The organism is Bosea sp. RAC05, assembly GCF_001713455.1.
Lineage (GTDB): Bacteria > Pseudomonadota > Alphaproteobacteria > Rhizobiales > Beijerinckiaceae > Allobosea.
Map to the genome: position 1 here is coordinate 4,068,339 of NZ_CP016464.1, position 16,209 is coordinate 4,084,547.

Sequence of the window (16,209 nt, forward strand, 5' to 3'; positions counted from 1 at the left end):
GGCCGCGCCGCGCCAAAACCGGTATAGAGCCCGCGTCTCGCCTCCCCCGCCGCAGGACTGCCCCGCTTTCCATGACCGCGCCCCGCAACTCCCTCGACATCGCCAAGCCGCCCGCGGCCACGCGCGTCGTGGCGGCGATGTCGGGCGGCGTCGATTCATCGGTCGTGGCGGCGCTGCTCAAGCGCGAGGGCTATGACGTCGTCGGCGTGACGCTGCAGCTCTATGACCATGGCGCCGCCGTCCACCGCGCCGGGGCCTGCTGCGCCGGGCAGGACATCCATGACGCGCGCCGCGTCGCCGAGCAGATCGGCATTCCCCATTACGTGCTCGATTACGAGAACCGCTTCCGCGACGCCGTGATCGAGCGCTTCGCCGAGAGCTATCTCGCCGGCGAGACGCCGATCCCCTGCGTCGAGTGCAACCGCACGGTGAAGTTCCAGGATCTGCTCGGGCTCGCCCGCGAGCTCGGGGCCGACGCGCTGGCGACCGGCCATTACGTCGTCGGCCGCGAGCTGGCCAATGGCCACCGCGGCCTGTTCCGCGCGGCCGACGTCAGCCGCGACCAGAGCTATTTCCTCTATGCCACGACGCAGGAGCAGCTCGACCTGCTGCGCTTCCCGCTCGGCAGCATCGACAAGGCGCAGACCCGCGCGCTCGCCGCCGAACTCGGCCTCGGCATCGCCGACAAGCCCGACAGCCAGGACATCTGCTTCGTCCCCAATGGCCGTTATGCCGACGTGATCGAGCGGCTGAAGCCGGGCGCGGCACGGCCGGGCGAAATCGTCCATCTCGACGGCCGGGTGCTCGGCCGCCACGAGGGCGTGCTGCGCTTCACCGTCGGCCAGCGCAAGGGCCTCGGCCTGAGCACGCCGGAGCCGCTTTATGTCCTGCGGCTCGACGCCGACGAGGCCCGCGTCATCGTCGGCCCGCGCGAGGCGCTCAACGTCCGCGAGGTCCGGCTGCGCGATCTCAACTGGCTCGGCGAAATGCCGCTCGATGCCCTGCCGCCGGAAGGCCTCGAGGTCGCCGTGCGGGTGCGCTCGACGCGCCCCCCGCGCGAGGCGCGTCTCCTGCGCGACGAAACCGGGCTGAAGGTCGAGCTCGCCACCGACGAGGAGGGCGTCTCGCCCGGCCAGGCCTGCGTGATCTATGCCGATGCCGGCCCCGGCGCCCGCGTGCTCGGCGGCGGTACCATCATCCGCCCCGAATTGCGGATGCCGCAGACGCGGCCCACCGCCGACCTCGCCCTCTCCTGACGCCGGCTGCCCGGCTCCTCTTCGTCCATCCCGTTCGCGAGCCGCTCCATGCCGGTGCCAGACCATCTCGAAAGCCAGAAGCGCGTCTATGCCGTCTGGGCGCGCATCTATGACCGGATCTACCAGAACCTGCTGGCCGGGCCGCAGCGCGAGGCGGTGGCCGCCGCCTGTGCCTGCGGGCCCGACATCCTCGAGATCGGCGTCGGCACGGGCCTGACCCTGCCCTACTTCACCGCCGGATCGCGCGTCGTCGGCGCCGATCTGTCGCTCGACATGCTGAAAGTGGCCAACCGCAAGGTCGCCGGCCAGGGCCTTTCGCATGTCCGCGGGCTGATGGTGATGGACGCCTGCCGGCTCGGCTTCGCCGACGAGGCCTTCGACGCCGTCACCGCGCAATTCGTCATCACCCTGGTGCCCGACCCCGAGCAGGCGCTGACCGAGATGGACCGCGTGCTGAAGCCCGGCGGCGAGATCGTGATCTCCAGCCGCCTCGTCGACGATGGCGGGCCCTTCGCGGCGATCTGGTCGGCGCTCGCGCCGCTGGCCCGCGCCGTCGGCTGGAGCTCGGACTTCAAGGTCAGCCGCCTGACCGGCTGGGCCGCCCGCACCGGGCGCTACGAGACCACCCATGTCGGCTCGGGCTATTTCAAGGTGGTGCGGCTGCGCAAGCTCGCTTCCGCCGTCGGTAAAGTCTGACGCAGCGAGGCTTGACGAGCCCCGGCTCGCCCCCCTATATCGCGGCCTCCGACGGACGGCTGCCTTTGGGCGGGCCGGTCATTGGGGCGGGGTAGCTCAGCTGGTTAGAGCAGCGGAATCATAATCCGCGTGTCGGGGGTTCAAGTCCCTCTCCCGCTACCAACATTATCTCGGTTGAATCAAAGCGTTAGATCGCTTCTGAGGTGCCTTGCCGGGTTGCCGCAGGACACGAGACGTCGAAAAACGGCCATCCGAAAGCGTCGCTGACGCAAAGATCCCGAGCCGACGTTTGCACCAGCAACCGGGCTCGCAATAGCCGACGGTTCGCTAGTGAAGCGTTCGTTGACGGCACGAACCGATGTTCCGCCTCCAAAAATGGGCGGCCAGTAACGGTGCTCCCCCGAGAATCTTGTGATTTCGGTCCAATCCCCGATCGTCCTAGGGATCGCTCTTGCCGGACCATTGAGACGCCGCCAGCAGCAGCGAGGTGATCACGATCATGATCGTCGAGATCGCAGCGATGGTCGGGTCGATCTGGTCGCGAAGGGCCATGAACATGGCGCGTGTCAGCGTCGAGTTGTCTCCGCCCGAGACGAACAGCGAGACGACCACCTCGTCGAAGGAGGTCAGGAAGGAGAGCAGCGCCGAGGTGACGATGGCGAAGCGGATCTGCGGCATCGTCACCTGAACGAAGGCCTGCGTCCGCGTGGCGCCGAGGCTGCGCGCGACGCGCTCCTGATCGAGGTCGAAACTCTTCAAGGCCGATCCGACGATCATCATCACGATCGGTACGGCCAGGATCGTGTGCGCCAGCACAATGCCGAGGAAGGAGTTGACCATCTTCAACTGCACGAAGGCATAGAAGAGCGCGATTCCGACCAGGATCACCGGGACGATGGTCGGCGTCAGCAGCGCCAGGATCGCGACGCCGGCGAAACGCAGCCGCGAGACGTGCAGGCCATAGGCGGCGAGCGTGCCGACCGGCGTCGCCAGCAGAGCCGTGCAGATTCCCGCCTTGAGCGAGGTCGCGGTCGCCGCCATCCAGCTTCCCGAGGAGAAATAGGCCTCGTACCAGCGCAGCGACCATTGCCGGGGCGGGAACTCGAGATACTGCGAGTGGGAAAACGACATCGGGATCACGATCAGCGTCGGCAGGGCGAGGAACGCCAGGACCAGAACGCCGACGGCGTAGAGCCAGAGCCGCGAGCGATGCGTGATCTGCGTGTCGCTGGCGGCACGGTCGAGCCAGCCCATGCTCAATGCCCTCCGCCGAACAGGCCGGCGCCGCGCGAGAGCCGCGCCGCCAGCATGAGGACGACGAGCGTGATCACCAGCAGCACGACGCCGAGCGCGCTGGCCGCGCCCCAGTTGAAGAACAGCTCGATGTCGTTGGCGATCCGGTTGGAGACCATCGTCACCTTGCCGCCGCCGAGCATGGCCGGCGTCACGTAGAAGCCCAGCGACAGCACGAAGACGAGCGCCGAGCCGGCGGCGAGCCCCGGCAGCGACAGCGGAAAGAACACGGTCCAGAAGCCATGGGCCGGCGTCGAGCCGAGGCTGGAAGCGGCGCGCAGCAGGTCGCGGTCGATGGCCCGCATCGTGCTGTAGAGCGGCAGGACGAGGAAGGGCAGCATGATGTGCACCATGCCGATCAGCGTGCCGCCGACATTGTGGACGAGCTGCAGCGGCTCATTCCAGAGGCCGAGCTCGATGCCCCATGTGTTGATCAGGCCTCTGCGCTGCAGCAGCACCAGCCAAGCATAGGTCCGCACCAGAAGCGAAGTCCAGAACGGCAGCAGGACCGCGATCATGCACAGATTGGCCGCGCGTCGCGGCAGCTGCGACAGGAAATAGGCGAGCGGATAGCCGAGCAGGACGCAGATGACCGTGGTCGCGAGGCTGATCTCGAAGGTGGTGCGGAAGGTCCGGCCATAGGAGGGCTCGGCCAGCATGCGCCGGTAGTGCTCGAGGCTCAGTGCGCCCGCATCGTCCTGGAAGGACAGCCAGAACAGCCAGCCCACCGGCAGCAGCACCATGATGCCGACGAGCAGCAGCGCCGGCGCCGCCAGCGCGGCCAGCCCCAGCCTTTCGCGCCAATGGTCGCGGCGCAGCGCGGCGGCGTGGAAGTCGCCTCCCTGGTCCCGGGCGAGGTCGAGCGAGGGCGCCATCACGCCTCTGCTCTCGCTTCATCTGTGAGCAGGACCGTGTCGCCGACTGCGATGCCGACCGTGATGGGCGAGCCGCCGGCCGGCGGAGGCGCGTCGTCGCCGCGCGTGGGCATGCGCAGGGTCACCGGGCTGCCATCGTTCAGGACGATCTGCAGGAGCAGCGTGTCGCCCTGATAGATCGCACTCTGCACATGCCCCTCGAAGCGGTTCATCGCCTCGCTCTCGCTGCCGTCCAGAATGCGCAGCCGCTCCGGGCGCAGCAGCATCACACAGCGTCCCTGCGCCACCGGAACCTGCGGCGCCCGGATGACGGTGCCCGCCACCCGGCAGATCCCGTCCGCGACATCGACATCGAGGAACGAGGATTCGCCGATGAACTCCGCCACGAAGCGGCTTCCGGGGTGGTCGTAAATGGCGCGCGGCGCATCGATCCGGGCGATCTTGCCGCGGTCGAGCACGGCGATGCGGTCCGACATGGTCAGCGCTTCGCGCTGGTCATGCGTGACATAGACGGTGGTGGTGCCGAGCCGGTCATGGAGCTGCCTCAGCTCGATCTGCATGCGCTCGCGCAACTGCTTGTCGAGCGCCGACAGCGGCTCGTCCATCAGGATGATGCGCGGCTCGAAGACGATGGCGCGGGCCAGCGCGACGCGCTGGCGCTGGCCGCCCGAAAGCTGGGTGACGCTGCGCTCGCCATAGCCGCCGAGCTGGAACATCTCCAGCGCGGCCTCGACGCGCCGGGCGATCTCGGCCGCCGGCACGCGCCGCAGCCGCAGCGGAAACCCGATATTGCGGGCCACGCTCATATGCGGGAACAGCGCATAGTTCTGGAAGACCATGCCGATCTCGCGCTTGTGCGGCGCTAGCCGGACGACCTCGCGCTCGCCGAAGCGGATGCTGCCCTTGTCGGGGCGCAGGAAGCCGGCGATCGCCATCAGCAGGGTCGTCTTGCCCGAACCCGACGGCCCCAAAAGGGTCAGGAACTCGCCGGGCCGGATGTCGAGATCGACCTCGTCGAGCACGGTCACGGCGCCATAGGCCTTGCTCAGGCGCCGGACGGCGATGGGCAGCGCATTGCCCATCGCGGGAGCGGGAGAAACCGCGGCGGACATCGCCATCGGCTCCCCGTGATCGGCCGCCTGCCTCATTCGGTCAGCATGTTCTGGTAGGCGGCCGAAGCCTGCGCCTCGAACTTCGTGTACCAGGCGAGGTCGATCGGCAGTTGCTTGGCGGCATTGTCGGGATGCGACGGCAGGGTCTTGGCATAGGCCGCCTCGATCAGGCCGAGCTCGTAGGCCTTCTTGTTGGTCGGGCCATAGGTGATGTATTTGGTGAACTCGGCCTGGTATTCCGGCTTGCTGATCTCGGCGAGGAACTTCATCGCCAGATCCTTGTTCGGCGCGCCCTTGGCGATGCCATAGCAGTCATAGTCGAGCAGGGCCTGGTTGAAGGTGTAGGCGACCTTCGCCCCGTCCTTGGCGGCGACGTCGAAGCGGCCGTTCCAGCCGGTGATCATGTCGACCTCGCCGTCCTTCATGAGCTGGGCGTGCTGGGCGCCGGACGCCCACCACACCGCGACATGCGGCTTCAGCTCGCGGATCTTCTTGATCGCGCGGTCGATGCCGCCGGGCTGCGACAGCACCTCGTAGACCTTCTCCGGCGGCACGCCGTCGGCCATCAGGGCCGGCTCGAGCGAACCGGCGACGCCCTTGCGGTAGGAGCGCTTGCCGGGAAACTTCTTCACGTCCCAGAAATCGGCCCAGCTCTGCGGCCCGTTCTGGCCATAGGTCTTGGTGTTCCAGGCCAGCACCGTCGAGAACACGTCGCCACCGACGCAATGCTCCTGCGCCGTGCCGGGAATGAAGTTCGAGGTGTCGATGATCGTGTAGTCCAGTTTCTCGAGGATTCCCTCGGAGCCGGCGCGCGCCGCGCTGCCCGAGCCGCTGGCGACGATGTCCCAGGTCACGGCGCCTGCCTTCACCTTGAGGCGCAGATCGGCGATGCCGCTATAGGTCTCTTCCTTGAGCTTGATGCCGAGCTTCTTGGCGGCGGGGACGAACAGCGCCTTGCTCTGCGCCTCCTGGTAGGAACCGCCGAAGGAAACGACGGTGAGCTCCTGGGCGAAGGCGGGCATCGCGCCGGCCAGGCTGAGGAGAAGGACGAGGGTCGATCGCGACGGCAGGATCGGCTGGGGCATGTCATGTCTCCTGATCTGAACGACACAGTTGCATCGGCAGTCGGAAGGTCGCCGCGGCGCCCCGTCCCACCTCTGTCACGCTGGAGAGTTTGTTGGAATTGGTCTGCCCATAAGGTCCATTCTGAGAATTCGGGAAGGCCAATCCGGCCCGATCAGCGCGTCAGCCGGTCGCGCCAGCGGTAGAACAGCACGGATGGCGCCAGGAACCAGGGGTTGCCGCTGTAGAATGGCCTGGTCTGGAACGGCAGATCGTCGAAGGCGGTCGCGCCCTCGGCCAGGCCGAGCACCTGCTGGCCCAGCCGCATGCCGAGATAGCTCGCCATGCCCACCCCCGAGCCGCAATAGCCCATCGCGTAGTACATCCCGTCATGGCGGCCGATATGCGCCAGCTCGTCGAAGGTGTAGGCGACGAAGCCGCACCAGGAATGGCTGATGCGGGTCCTGGCCAGTTCGGGAAAGATCCCGGCAAGGTCGGCATGGAGTTTCGGCCCGCTGCGGCGCGGATCGGTCTCGCTCAGCGAGACACGCCCGCCGAACAGGATGCGGCGCCGGTCCGGCGAGGCGCGGTAGTAGTAGACGACCTTGCGGGTGTCGCTGACGATGCGGTTGCGTGGAATGAGCCTGTCCACGAGCGCCGGGTCGAGCGCCTCGGTCGCGATCACATAGCTGCCGATCGGGATGACGCGGCGGCGCATCCAGCCGGTGAGCGGGCCGGTATAGCCGTTGGTGGCGATGACGACGTCGCGCGCGGCGATGGTCCCGCGCGGCGTCTCGACCCGAAAGCCCTGACCCGTGCGCGCAATGGCGGTTGCCGGGCAGAACGGCACCAGCTGCGCCCCCGCGGCCAGGACGCGCTCCAGCAGCCCCTGATGGTAGCGCGCCGGGTCGATCGAGGCGTGCTCGGCGAAGATCGCGCCGCCATGATAGAGGTCCGAGCCGATCTCGCTGTGCTGCTCGGCCCGCGGCACGATGTGGCAGGCGACCTCGAGACCCTTTGGCTGGTTGGCGACGGTACGCGCCAGTTCCTCGTATTGCCCCGGCGAATGGGCGGCGTGAAACCGCCCGACCACGCCGAAATCGCAATCGATGCCCTCTTCGCGAACGAATTCGCCGAGCCATGTCAGCGAGCGCCGGCCCTCCTGGTGGATCGCGACCGCCTTGGCCTCGCCATGGCGGCGGGTCAGTTCCGCAAGGCCCGGCTTGATGCTGGTCGAGATCTGGCCGCCATTGCGCGTGCTGCAGCCGAAGCCGGCAGCCTCGGCGTCGAGCACCACCGTGCTGCGGCCGCCGCGCGCAATCTGCAGTGCCGCCTGGAGACCGGTGTAGCCCGAGCCGATGATGACGACATCGACCTGCTGTGGCGGGTCCGACGCCGGCAGATCGGGGCGCGGCACGCCATCCCACCAATAGGGCGCCGCCTTGAAATCGGCGCTGAACAAATCGCTCGACATGCCGTCGTGTCCTCCCGGCCCGATCAGAGCCGTGCCACCACACTCTTGAGCTTGCAGTAGCTGCGCAAGCCCGCCATGCCCTTGGCCCGGCCGAAACCGGATTTACGGTTGCCGCCGAAGGGCATGGCGACGCCGCCGGCGAAGAACTCGTTGATGTAGACCTGGCCCGCATCGACCGCCCGGGCGAAGCGCCAGGCTGAGCCGTGGTCGCGTGTGTAGATGCCGGCGACGAGGGCGTAGGGCGTCGCGTTCGCGGCCGCGATCGCCTCGTCCAGCCCCTGGACGATCTGCACGGCCAGCACCGGCCCGAAGATCTCCTCCTGAACCAGCGGATCGTCGAGGCCATCAGCGAGGATGATGGTCGGCCGGTAGAACCAGCCCCCGCCGCACTCGGCGTCCGGAACGATGCCGCCGCCGGTCAGGATACGGTTGCCGGCGGCGCGCGCCCGCGCGACATGAGCGTCGATGCGGGCGAGCTGCTGAGGCGAGTTGATCGGCCCGATCTGCGCCTCGCTCAGGCCGTGCCCGAGCGCCATGGCCTCGACGCGCGCGGCGAGCCGATCGAGCACCTCCTGCGCGATCGCTTTCTCCACGATCAGCCGGGAGCCGGCCGAGCAGATCTGGCCGGCATTCTCGTAGATCGCGCCGATCACGCCCTCGACGGCCGCCTCGATCTCGCAATCGGCCATCAGCACGACCGGCGACTTGCCTCCGAGTTCGAGTTGCAAACGCGTGACGTGCTCGGCCGCCGCCCGCATGACGCTCTGGCCGGTCGCGACCGAGCCGGTGAAGGTGATGTGGTCGATGCCGGAATGGGCGACGAGCGCGGCGCCAGCCTCGGCGCCGGTGCCGGCGACGACGTTGAGAACGCCCGCCGGCAACCCAGCCTCGTGCAGCAGCTCCGCCAGCATCAGCGTGGTGAACGGCGTCTGCTCGGCCGGCTTGACGACGAGCGTGCAGCCGGCGGCCAGCGCCGGCGCGATGCCGCGGGCCGCGGTCGAGAGCGGATAGTTCCAGGGGACAATCTGCGCGACCACGCCGACCGGCTCCTCGATCGTCACGCCGAGATAGTCCGGCCCGAGCGGCACGCTGTCGCCCTGCAGCTTGTCGGCGGCCCCGGCGTAATAGGCGAGGCAGCGGACGACGCCTCCGACATCGCCCTCGGACTCGGCCAGCAACTTGCCGGAATCGAGCGTCTCGACGACGGCGAAGCGCGCAGCCCTCTCGTGCAGGAGATGGCTCGCTCGCATCAGGATCTCGCCCCGCGCCGCCGGTGTCAGGCGGGACCAGGGCCCCGACAAGGCTGCCCGCGCCGCCACCACCGCCCGCGAGACATCCTCGGCAGAACCGGCAGCGACGGTCGCAAACGGCACGCCGCGGCCGGGATCGAAGCTCTCCATCTTCGCGCCCGAGATCGACGCCACGAAGCGCCCGTCGATGAAATGCCCGAACGGCAGCCCCGCCACCGTGCCGCTCCGCCGCGCCTCTTCGACCAGTTCCGCCCGGTCGAAGCTCACGAAGCCACCTCCGTCACCTGGTAGGTGGCCCGCTCGAGCCAGGAGGGCTCGATCTCGACGCCCCAGCCGGGTTCTGAGGGAATCGCGACCATGCCGTCCTTGGCCTTGGGCGGGTTGCGCAGCAGGCCCTGCTCCCACGGGTAATAGTCGGGCCCCTCGATCGAGAACTCGACATAGGGCCCGGCATTGGCGAGCGCGCCCATGACATGCAGCGTGAACACCGTCACCAGCGACTGGTTTGCCGAATGCGGCGTCACCGGCAGCCCGGCAGCGGCCGCCCAGCGCGCCACGGTCAGCATGCGCCCGACACCGCCGATATAGCAGATGTCGGGTTGCACCACGTCGACGACGCGGCCCTCGATCATCGCCCGCCACACCGCGAGGTCGCAATCCTGCTCGCCCCCGGTCACGTCGAGATCGAGCGCCTCGCGCACCTCGCGCGTCCAGGCATGCTCCCAGTAGGGGCAGGGCTCCTCGAAATGCACGACGCCATGGTCCTGCAGCATGCGGCCGACCGCGATCGCCCTGGCCGGCGAATAGCCGCTGTTGGCATCGACCAGCAGGGTCGCATCCGCCCCCAGCGCCGCGCGCACCTGCGGGACGATGGCGTCGGTGCGGCCCGGCCACTCGTCCCGGTCGCGGCCGCATTCGCGCCCGACCCGGAACTTGAAGGTCTTGAAGCCATGGGCGTCGCGCAGGCGGACGAGACGCTGCGCTTCCGCCTCCGGCGTGATCTCGCCGCGCTTCATGCTGGAGGCGTAGACCGGGAACGGCCGCGGCGTGCCACCGAGCAGTTCGCAGACGCTTTTGCGCTCCTTGCGCCCGCGCCAGTCCCACACGGCCGTGTCGAGCCCGGTCAGGGCGCGGCAGAGATAGGAGCCTGGGAACTTGTGTTCGCGCTCGCCGATGGTGGCGACGAGCTCGTCGATAGCCAGGGCATCCTCGCCGATCGCCCAGCGCGCGACCTGGCGGTGGAAGACGGTGGCGGTGATGTCGGCATTGTAGGGGGAGAGCTGCCCCCAGCCCTGGCTGCCATCCTCGCAGGTCACGCGGACGAAGCCGACATCCACCGTGGTGAAGCTTTCGAGCCGCGTGATCTTCATAGCCACTGCCAATGCTGACGCTGCGACGCCGCGCGATTGCGGCCTCCGGCATGTCCGGAGAGGGGGCTTGAATTGGTCTGAACCCAAGGTCCATTCTGATCAAAGCAGCAGTCCAATCCTCAGGGCGCGCGCATCGGAGACATCATGGTCAAGCGCGAGGAGGGCGTCCTGCTGCAGTCGATCGTGCTGGATCGCGATGGGCCGCACGGGCTGAGCGTGCAGATCTGCGTGGGCCTGCGCGAGTTGATCCTGAGCGGCGCGCTCAAGGTCGGCGAGCGCCTGCCGGCGACGCGCACGCTGGCGCAGGAGTTCGGCGTCGCCCGCACCACGATCGTCGAGAGCTTCGACCGTCTCGCGGCCGAGGGGCTGGTCGAGACGCGCGTCGGCGCCGGCACCTATGTCAGCCAGGCGCTGGCGAGCGAGCGGCCGGCGCCGGCCGCCGCCGCGGTGGCCGTGCCGACCGCGAAGGTGCGGCTGGCTCAGGCAATGGACTCCGCCTCGAAGCTGTTCGGCGCGCGCCTGCCGCACCAGCCGCGCGCCTTCACCACGGCGATGCCCGCCTTCGATGCCTTCCCGATGGCGCAATGGGCCAAGCTGTCCGGCCGGCACTGGCGCAGGGCGCGCCAGCAGGTGCTGGGCTATCCCGATCCTCATGGCGAGGCGGTGCTGCGGCAGGCGATCGCAGCCCATCTGCGCCTCAACCGGGGCATCGCCTGTGAATGGCAGCAGATCTTCATCGTCGCAGGCGCCCAGCAGGCCTTCCAGCTCCTCGCGGCGACGCTGATCAACCCCGGCGACAAGGTCTGGTTCGAAAATCCCGGCGCCATCGGCGCCCGCAACAGCCTGATCCTGTCGGGGGCCGACATCGTGCCGGTGCCGGTCGACGAGGCCGGTCTCGTCGTCGAGGAAGGCCTGCGCCGCGCGCCGGACTTCAAGCTCGCCTTCGTCACCCCCGCCCATCAGCAGCCGCTCGGCGCCAAGATGAGTCTCGAACGTCGCCTCGCTTTGCTCGAAGCGGCCCAGGCGAGCGCGGCCTGGATCATCGAGGACGATTGGGACGGCGAATTCTGCTTCCAGGGCGCACCGATGGCGACGCTGACCAGCATCGACCTCACCGGTCGGGTGATCTATGTCGGCACCTTCTCGAAGACATTGTTCCCGTCGCTGCGCCTGGGCTTCCTGGTCGCGCCGCCGCAACTCGCCGGGCAGATCGGCATTTGCCTCGACGCCTATTCACCGGGCGTGCCGACCGCGCTGCAGGGCATCGTCGCCGACTTCATCGTCGAGGGCCATTTCGCCACCCATGTCCGGCGCATGCGCAAGCTTTACCAGGAGCGCCACCAGGCGCTGCTGGAGGCGGCAGCGACCCATCTGGCCGGAGATCTCGACGTCGTCCCGACCCATACCGGCATGCACACCATCGCCTATCTGCGCGAGGGGCTCGACGCCGTCGCGTTGACCCGAGCCGCCGCGGAACGGGGCATCACGGTCGCGCCGATCAGCCGCTTCGGCCTGGAGCCGGTCGCGCGCGACGGGCTCGTCCTCGGCTTCAGCGGCTTCACGCCCGCGCAGATCCTGGCCGGTGTCCTGGGCCTGCGACAGGCGATCGGCGATCTCGCGGCGCGCTGAACCGCGACAGAAATTGGACTGGTGAGCCGCACAGAACGGCCCTTCGTGACGAGCCCAATTCAACCTACAGCCTGTACGCCGCAAACGATCGAAGCCGGCAGGGAGTTCGCCTTGGAGGAGTGGGACGTCATCGTCATCGGCGCCGGTTCGGCCGGTTGTGCGCTGGCCGGGCGTCTGGCTTTGTCCGGGCGCGACCGCATCCTCGTGCTGGAGGCCGGCCCGCGCGACCTGAACCCCTGGCTCCACCTGCCGATCGGCTACGGCAAGACCTTCTACCACCCGCGCCTCAACTGGATGTACCGGACGGAACGCCAGCCCGGCCTGGCCGAGCGGGAAATCTACCAGCCACGCGGGAAGGTGGTCGGCGGCTCCTCGGCGATCAACGCGATGGTCTACATGCGCGGCCAGGCCGAGGATTTCGACGGCTGGGAGCGCATGGGCAATCCCGGCTGGGGCTGGCGCGACGTGCTCGCCACCTACCGGCGCATGGAGGACCACGCGCTTGGCGCCTCGGCCTGGCATGGCGCCGGCGGCCCGCTGCATGTGGAAGACATCTCGAAAGCCGTGCATCCCCTGACGCCGCTGTTCGTCCAGGCGGCCCAGGAAGCCGGACTGCCCTTCAATCCGGATCTGAACGGCGAGACCTGCGAGGGCGCCGGCATCTACCAGATCACCGCACGCGGCGGCCTGCGCGAATCCGCGGCCCGCGCCTATCTGCACCCGGCCCGCCGGAGCGGGCGCGTCAAGGTCGAAACCGGCATCCTCGTCTCGCGCATCCTGTTCGAGGGGACGCGCGCCGTGGCGGTCGAGGGCTGGCGCGGCGCGGAGCGCGTGAGCTACCGGGCCCAGAGTGAGATCGTCGTCGCAGCAGGCGCGATCAATTCGCCCCAACTGCTGCAACTCTCGGGCATCGGCGCGCCGGACGCGCTGGCCCGGCATGGCATCACAACCGTTCAGGCGTTGCCGGCGGTCGGCCGGCATCTGCAGGATCATCTCTGCTACGACCATGTCTACCGGTCGCGGCGTCCGAGCCTGAACGACGATCTCCTGTCCTGGCCCGGCCGCATCCGGATGGCGCTGACCTATCTCCTGCACCGGCGCGGCCCGCTCTCGCTCAGCGTCAACCAGGGCGGCGGCTATCTGAAAACGCGGCTCGATCTGGAGCGGCCCGACATGCAGCTCTATTTCTCGCCGCTGAGCTACGAGCGGGCGCTGCCCGGCGTGCGGGCGCTGATGAAGCCCGATCCCTTTCCCGGCTTCAGCACCAGCGTCTCCCCCTGCCGGCCCCACAGCCGCGGCCATGTCGCGATCCGCTCTCCCGACCCCCGCGTCGCACCCGAGATCGCGCCGAACTATCTGTCCGACCCGCGCGACGTCGTCGACATCCTCGCCGGAGCCCGCTTCCTGCGCCGGCTGGCAGCGACGCCAACCTTTGCCGCCCTGATCGAGAGCGAGATCAAGCCCGGCCCGCACTGCAGCGACGATGCGGCCCTGCTCCAGTCGATCCGCCAGCAGGCCTATTCGGTCTTCCACCCCTGCGGAACCTGCCGCATGGGTCCCGACCCCGCCGACTCCGTGGTCGATCCCCGACTGCGGGTGCACGGACTGGAAGGCCTGCGCGTCGCCGATGCCTCGATCTTCCCGACGATTCCCTCGGGCAACACCAATGCGCCGGCGATGATGGTGGGCGAGCGCGCGGCCGACCTCATGCTCGCTCGCTGAAACTGCGCATTGCCATTGCTGCTGGGATCGCTGACACAGGCCCGGGACCTTCGCCACCCCCGCTTTTTACCCGAGGAGACACCATGATCACGCGCCACGAAGTCACCGGACGGTTGAGCAAGGTGCTCGTCGCCAACGGGTTCGCCTTTCTCTCGGGCCTGACCGCCAAGGACCGCAGCGGCGGCGTCAAGGAGCAGACCGCCGACATCCTCGCGCAGATCGACGGCTATCTGGCGCTCGCCGGAACCGACAAGACCCGCATCGTCGTCGCCAATATCTGGCTCAAGGACATTTCGACCTTCGCCGAGATGAACGCAGCCTGGGAAGCCTGGGTCGACCCGTCGCAGCCCCCGGCGCGGGCCACCGTCGAGTCGCGCCTCGCCGCCGAGAACATCCTCGTCGAGATCCAGGTCCAGGCGCTGGCCGCCAGCGCCTAGACTGGCGGCTCATCGGCCAGAAAACCGAAACTGGATTGGATCGAGGGCGGACCTGTGAGGGGGGCAGTATGGCCCCTCTCTCGCTACCAACGGATCTCCCGCCAGCGCGGCGGGTCGGCATTATCCCATACTGGTCAGATGCGCGGCCGGTCGCAGGGCCTCATGGCCGCACCGGACCGCCTCCCTCCGCACATCGCGCCGGCTTCATGGGCGGAGCAGGCATCGATCTGCGTCCTGATCAGGGCGATCTTCGGACGCGATAGTCAAACTGCGGCGCGTTCCAATTGATCAAACGCAAGGCGGAGCGGTTTATCGCGAGCCAGAATCCGCTTGGATGAGCAAAAGGCCACAAGCCGCGAGACGGACCGGATCCGGCGACCGCTTACGTGTCGCAAAGGGGCGGCGTTCTCGGAAACGGGGCCGCCTCATCCCGGCCGACGGGATAGGCCCGATCGCCGCTGCACAATGACGGGGAGCGTAGACGATGGCGCGAACGGCCTACATGCCTCTTGGGACCTATGGCAAGGTGATCGCCGACGAGGCCATTCTCGCCGCGACCGGCTTGGCAGCAGCGCTGCGCTGCAACCTGCATGTCGGGGCCTTCACCGTCGACCTGCCGCCGGTCTACGCACCGCTGGGCGGAGCGCTCCTCGATATTCCCGGGCTGGTTCGCGCCGCGGAAGAGCAGAGCAACGCCGAATGCGAGCGTCTGAGGAACCTCGTCGAAGCGGCCTGCCGCGCGAAAATCGAATTGAGTTTCAAAACCCGGAAGGTGGCGTTGGGGGCGGAGCCCGATGCGGCAGCCGCACAGGCACGCTATTTCGACCTGTCCGTGCTGCCCTGGGCCACCGAAGCCTACGGGGCACAGGACGTCGCGCAGGGGGTGATCTTCGGCTCGGGCCGCCCGGCGGTTCTGGTGCCGGCTTCGGCGAGGCTGGCGAGCCTCGATCACCTCGCGATCGCCTGGGATGGCAGCCGCGTCGCCGCGCGCGCCTTGGGGGATGCGCTGACCCTGCTGGCCCCGGGCGGGCGCGTCACGGTCCTGACGGTTACCGACGAGAAGACGCTGCACGGCGCCGATATCGCAGGCACACTGACATCGTCCCTGCAGGCGCGCGGTGTGAACGCCACGGCGAACAACACCACGCTCGGTGCCAGAACGATTGCCGTGGCTTTGCAGGAGGCCGCCCTCGCAGCAGGTGCGCAGATGCTCGCCATGGGTGGCTTCGGCCATTCCCGCCTGCGGGATTTTGTCCTCGGTGGTGCGACCAAGAGCGTCCTCGTCGACCTGCGCCTGCCGGTCCTGCTCGCCCATTGACGCGCGGCCCCGGGGGGAGGCCGCAAAGGCCGGAGCCATCTGGCACGGCGTCCCCCATGGGGCAGACCGCAGCCCTCCTGGCTTCCGGCACCAGCCGGCACGCCTCAGAGGCAGTTCACCCAGAGAACCCGTGTCTCGCCCGAAGCCGCATTGGCGAAGCGGTGCGGCCGCGAGGACAGGAAGCGGAAGCTGTCGCCCTCCTGCAGCGTCCAGCTCTCCTGCTCGATGCTGAGGTTCATCGCGCCGCTCATCACCAGCCCGGCTTCCTCGCCGCCATGGGTGTAGAGTTCGTCGCCGGTGCTGGCGCCCGGCTCCATCTCGACCAGATAGAGGCTGAGCTTGGCGCCCTCGCTATGCGGGGTCAGGAGCTGCTTGCGGATGCCGGAGCGCCAGAGCTGGAGCTCGCTGCGCCCGCCCGCACGCACGATCGTCGCAGTCTGGGAGGAAGCCCCCTCCCCGGTCTTGGGAAAGAGATCGCCGATGCCGACGCCCAGCGCATCCGCCATGCTGGCGAGCGCCCGCAGCGTCGGCGAGGATTTGCCGCGCTCGATCTGGCTGAGGAACCCGATCGAGAGATTGGTCCGGCCCGCCAGATCGACCAGCGAGAGGCGGCGCTCGCGGCGCAGGCGGCGCAGGCCGGCCCCGATCTCCGAATCGACTTCCGGCCGGGACGGCGTGGCGGCAGGGCTGCTCATGAACGCTCCATTCGTCGCCG

Annotated in this window: 14 protein-coding genes and 1 tRNA gene; 7 read left to right on the forward strand and 8 right to left on the reverse strand. The window is 68.6% G+C overall.

Annotated elements, in window-relative coordinates:
- The first annotated feature begins 71 nt into the window (after positions 1-71).
- The 3 genes from mnmA (at position 72) to BSY19_RS22800 (ending at position 2,114) form a co-directional block, all read left to right on the forward strand.
- Positions 72-1,256, forward strand: coding sequence for a tRNA 2-thiouridine(34) synthase MnmA (gene mnmA, locus BSY19_RS22790; RefSeq protein ID WP_069056153.1), 1,185 nt, complete (start codon positions 72-74; stop codon positions 1,254-1,256).
- Between the two features lie 48 nt (positions 1,257-1,304).
- Positions 1,305-1,952 (forward strand): class I SAM-dependent methyltransferase, encoded by a 648-nt coding sequence (locus tag BSY19_RS22795; RefSeq protein ID WP_069056154.1) that lies wholly within the window; start codon positions 1,305-1,307, stop codon positions 1,950-1,952.
- Positions 1,953-2,037: 85 nt separating this feature from the next.
- A tRNA-Met gene (locus BSY19_RS22800) sits at positions 2,038-2,114 on the forward strand.
- Between the two features lie 276 nt (positions 2,115-2,390).
- On the opposite strand, the gene BSY19_RS22805 is transcribed toward BSY19_RS22800, so the two are convergent.
- The 7 genes from BSY19_RS22805 to BSY19_RS22835 all read right to left on the reverse strand — a co-directional run bounded on the left by BSY19_RS22805 (position 2,391) and on the right by BSY19_RS22835 (position 10,388).
- Entirely contained in the window at positions 2,391-3,206 is an 816-nt protein-coding gene (locus BSY19_RS22805; protein WP_069056155.1) for an ABC transporter permease, read from the reverse strand.
- 2 nt (positions 3,207-3,208) lie between these two features.
- Entirely contained in the window at positions 3,209-4,120 is a 912-nt protein-coding gene (locus BSY19_RS22810) for an ABC transporter permease (protein ID WP_069056156.1), read from the reverse strand.
- Positions 4,120-5,232: an ABC transporter ATP-binding protein gene (locus tag BSY19_RS22815; RefSeq protein WP_236840430.1), complete on the reverse strand. Its 1,113-nt coding sequence runs from the start codon at positions 5,230-5,232 to the stop codon at positions 4,120-4,122. The genes BSY19_RS22810 and BSY19_RS22815 overlap by 1 nt, the downstream gene beginning before the upstream one ends.
- A 32-nt stretch (positions 5,233-5,264) precedes the next feature.
- Entirely contained in the window at positions 5,265-6,317 is a 1,053-nt protein-coding gene (locus BSY19_RS22820; RefSeq protein WP_069056158.1) for an ABC transporter substrate-binding protein, read from the reverse strand.
- A 152-nt stretch (positions 6,318-6,469) separates the two neighbouring features.
- Entirely contained in the window at positions 6,470-7,768 is a 1,299-nt protein-coding gene (locus BSY19_RS22825) for an NAD(P)/FAD-dependent oxidoreductase (protein ID WP_069056159.1), read from the reverse strand.
- 23 nt (positions 7,769-7,791) lie between these two features.
- Positions 7,792-9,285: an aldehyde dehydrogenase family protein gene (locus BSY19_RS22830; protein ID WP_171905193.1), complete on the reverse strand. Its 1,494-nt coding sequence runs from the start codon at positions 9,283-9,285 to the stop codon at positions 7,792-7,794.
- Entirely contained in the window at positions 9,282-10,388 is a 1,107-nt protein-coding gene (locus tag BSY19_RS22835) for a mandelate racemase/muconate lactonizing enzyme family protein (RefSeq protein WP_069056160.1), read from the reverse strand. Before BSY19_RS22835 ends, BSY19_RS22830 begins: the two co-directional genes overlap by 4 nt.
- 144 nt (positions 10,389-10,532) lie before the next feature.
- Between BSY19_RS22835 and pdxR the strand changes: the two genes are divergently transcribed.
- The 4 genes from pdxR (at position 10,533) to BSY19_RS22855 (ending at position 15,494) form a co-directional block, all read left to right on the forward strand.
- Complete coding sequence (gene pdxR, locus BSY19_RS22840) at positions 10,533-12,017, forward strand: MocR-like pyridoxine biosynthesis transcription factor PdxR (RefSeq protein WP_069056161.1); 1,485 nt, start codon at positions 10,533-10,535, stop codon at positions 12,015-12,017.
- Positions 12,018-12,128: 111 nt separating this feature from the next.
- The gene (locus BSY19_RS22845; RefSeq protein ID WP_069056162.1) at positions 12,129-13,739 is read left to right on the forward strand and encodes a GMC family oxidoreductase; all 1,611 of its coding nucleotides are present in this window, start codon (positions 12,129-12,131) and stop codon (positions 13,737-13,739) included.
- A gap of 83 nt (positions 13,740-13,822) precedes the next feature.
- Positions 13,823-14,176, forward strand: a complete 354-nt coding sequence (locus BSY19_RS22850) for a RidA family protein (RefSeq protein WP_069056163.1) — start codon at positions 13,823-13,825, stop codon at positions 14,174-14,176.
- A 484-nt stretch (positions 14,177-14,660) separates the two neighbouring features.
- Positions 14,661-15,494, forward strand: a complete 834-nt coding sequence (locus tag BSY19_RS22855) for a universal stress protein (protein WP_069056164.1) — start codon at positions 14,661-14,663, stop codon at positions 15,492-15,494.
- Positions 15,495-15,598: 104 nt separating this feature from the next.
- On the opposite strand, the gene BSY19_RS22860 is transcribed toward BSY19_RS22855, so the two are convergent.
- Entirely contained in the window at positions 15,599-16,189 is a 591-nt protein-coding gene (locus BSY19_RS22860) for a helix-turn-helix domain-containing protein (RefSeq protein WP_069056165.1), read from the reverse strand.
- Positions 16,190-16,209: the final 20 nt, after the last annotated feature.

What these genes read in the sequence shown, in the direction of transcription:
- BSY19_RS22835 (WP_069056160.1), bottom strand. Translation starts at nt 10,388, where the DNA reads ATGAAGATCACGCGGCTCGAAAGCTTCACCACGGTGGATGTCGGCTTC.
- pdxR (WP_069056161.1), top strand. Translation starts at nt 10,533, where the DNA reads ATGGTCAAGCGCGAGGAGGGCGTCCTGCTGCAGTCGATCGTGCTGGAT.
- BSY19_RS22820 (WP_069056158.1), bottom strand. Translation starts at nt 6,317, where the DNA reads ATGCCCCAGCCGATCCTGCCGTCGCGATCGACCCTCGTCCTTCTCCTC.
- BSY19_RS22855 (WP_069056164.1), top strand. Translation starts at nt 14,661, where the DNA reads ATGGCGCGAACGGCCTACATGCCTCTTGGGACCTATGGCAAGGTGATC.
- BSY19_RS22795 (WP_069056154.1), top strand. Translation starts at nt 1,305, where the DNA reads ATGCCGGTGCCAGACCATCTCGAAAGCCAGAAGCGCGTCTATGCCGTC.
- BSY19_RS22810 (WP_069056156.1), bottom strand. Translation starts at nt 4,120, where the DNA reads ATGGCGCCCTCGCTCGACCTCGCCCGGGACCAGGGAGGCGACTTCCAC.
- BSY19_RS22850 (WP_069056163.1), top strand. Translation starts at nt 13,823, where the DNA reads ATGATCACGCGCCACGAAGTCACCGGACGGTTGAGCAAGGTGCTCGTC.
- BSY19_RS22825 (WP_069056159.1), bottom strand. Translation starts at nt 7,768, where the DNA reads ATGTCGAGCGATTTGTTCAGCGCCGATTTCAAGGCGGCGCCCTATTGG.
- BSY19_RS22860 (WP_069056165.1), bottom strand. Translation starts at nt 16,189, where the DNA reads ATGAGCAGCCCTGCCGCCACGCCGTCCCGGCCGGAAGTCGATTCGGAG.
- mnmA (WP_069056153.1), top strand. Translation starts at nt 72, where the DNA reads ATGACCGCGCCCCGCAACTCCCTCGACATCGCCAAGCCGCCCGCGGCC.
- BSY19_RS22815 (WP_236840430.1), bottom strand. Translation starts at nt 5,232, where the DNA reads ATGTCCGCCGCGGTTTCTCCCGCTCCCGCGATGGGCAATGCGCTGCCC.
- BSY19_RS22805 (WP_069056155.1), bottom strand. Translation starts at nt 3,206, where the DNA reads ATGGGCTGGCTCGACCGTGCCGCCAGCGACACGCAGATCACGCATCGC.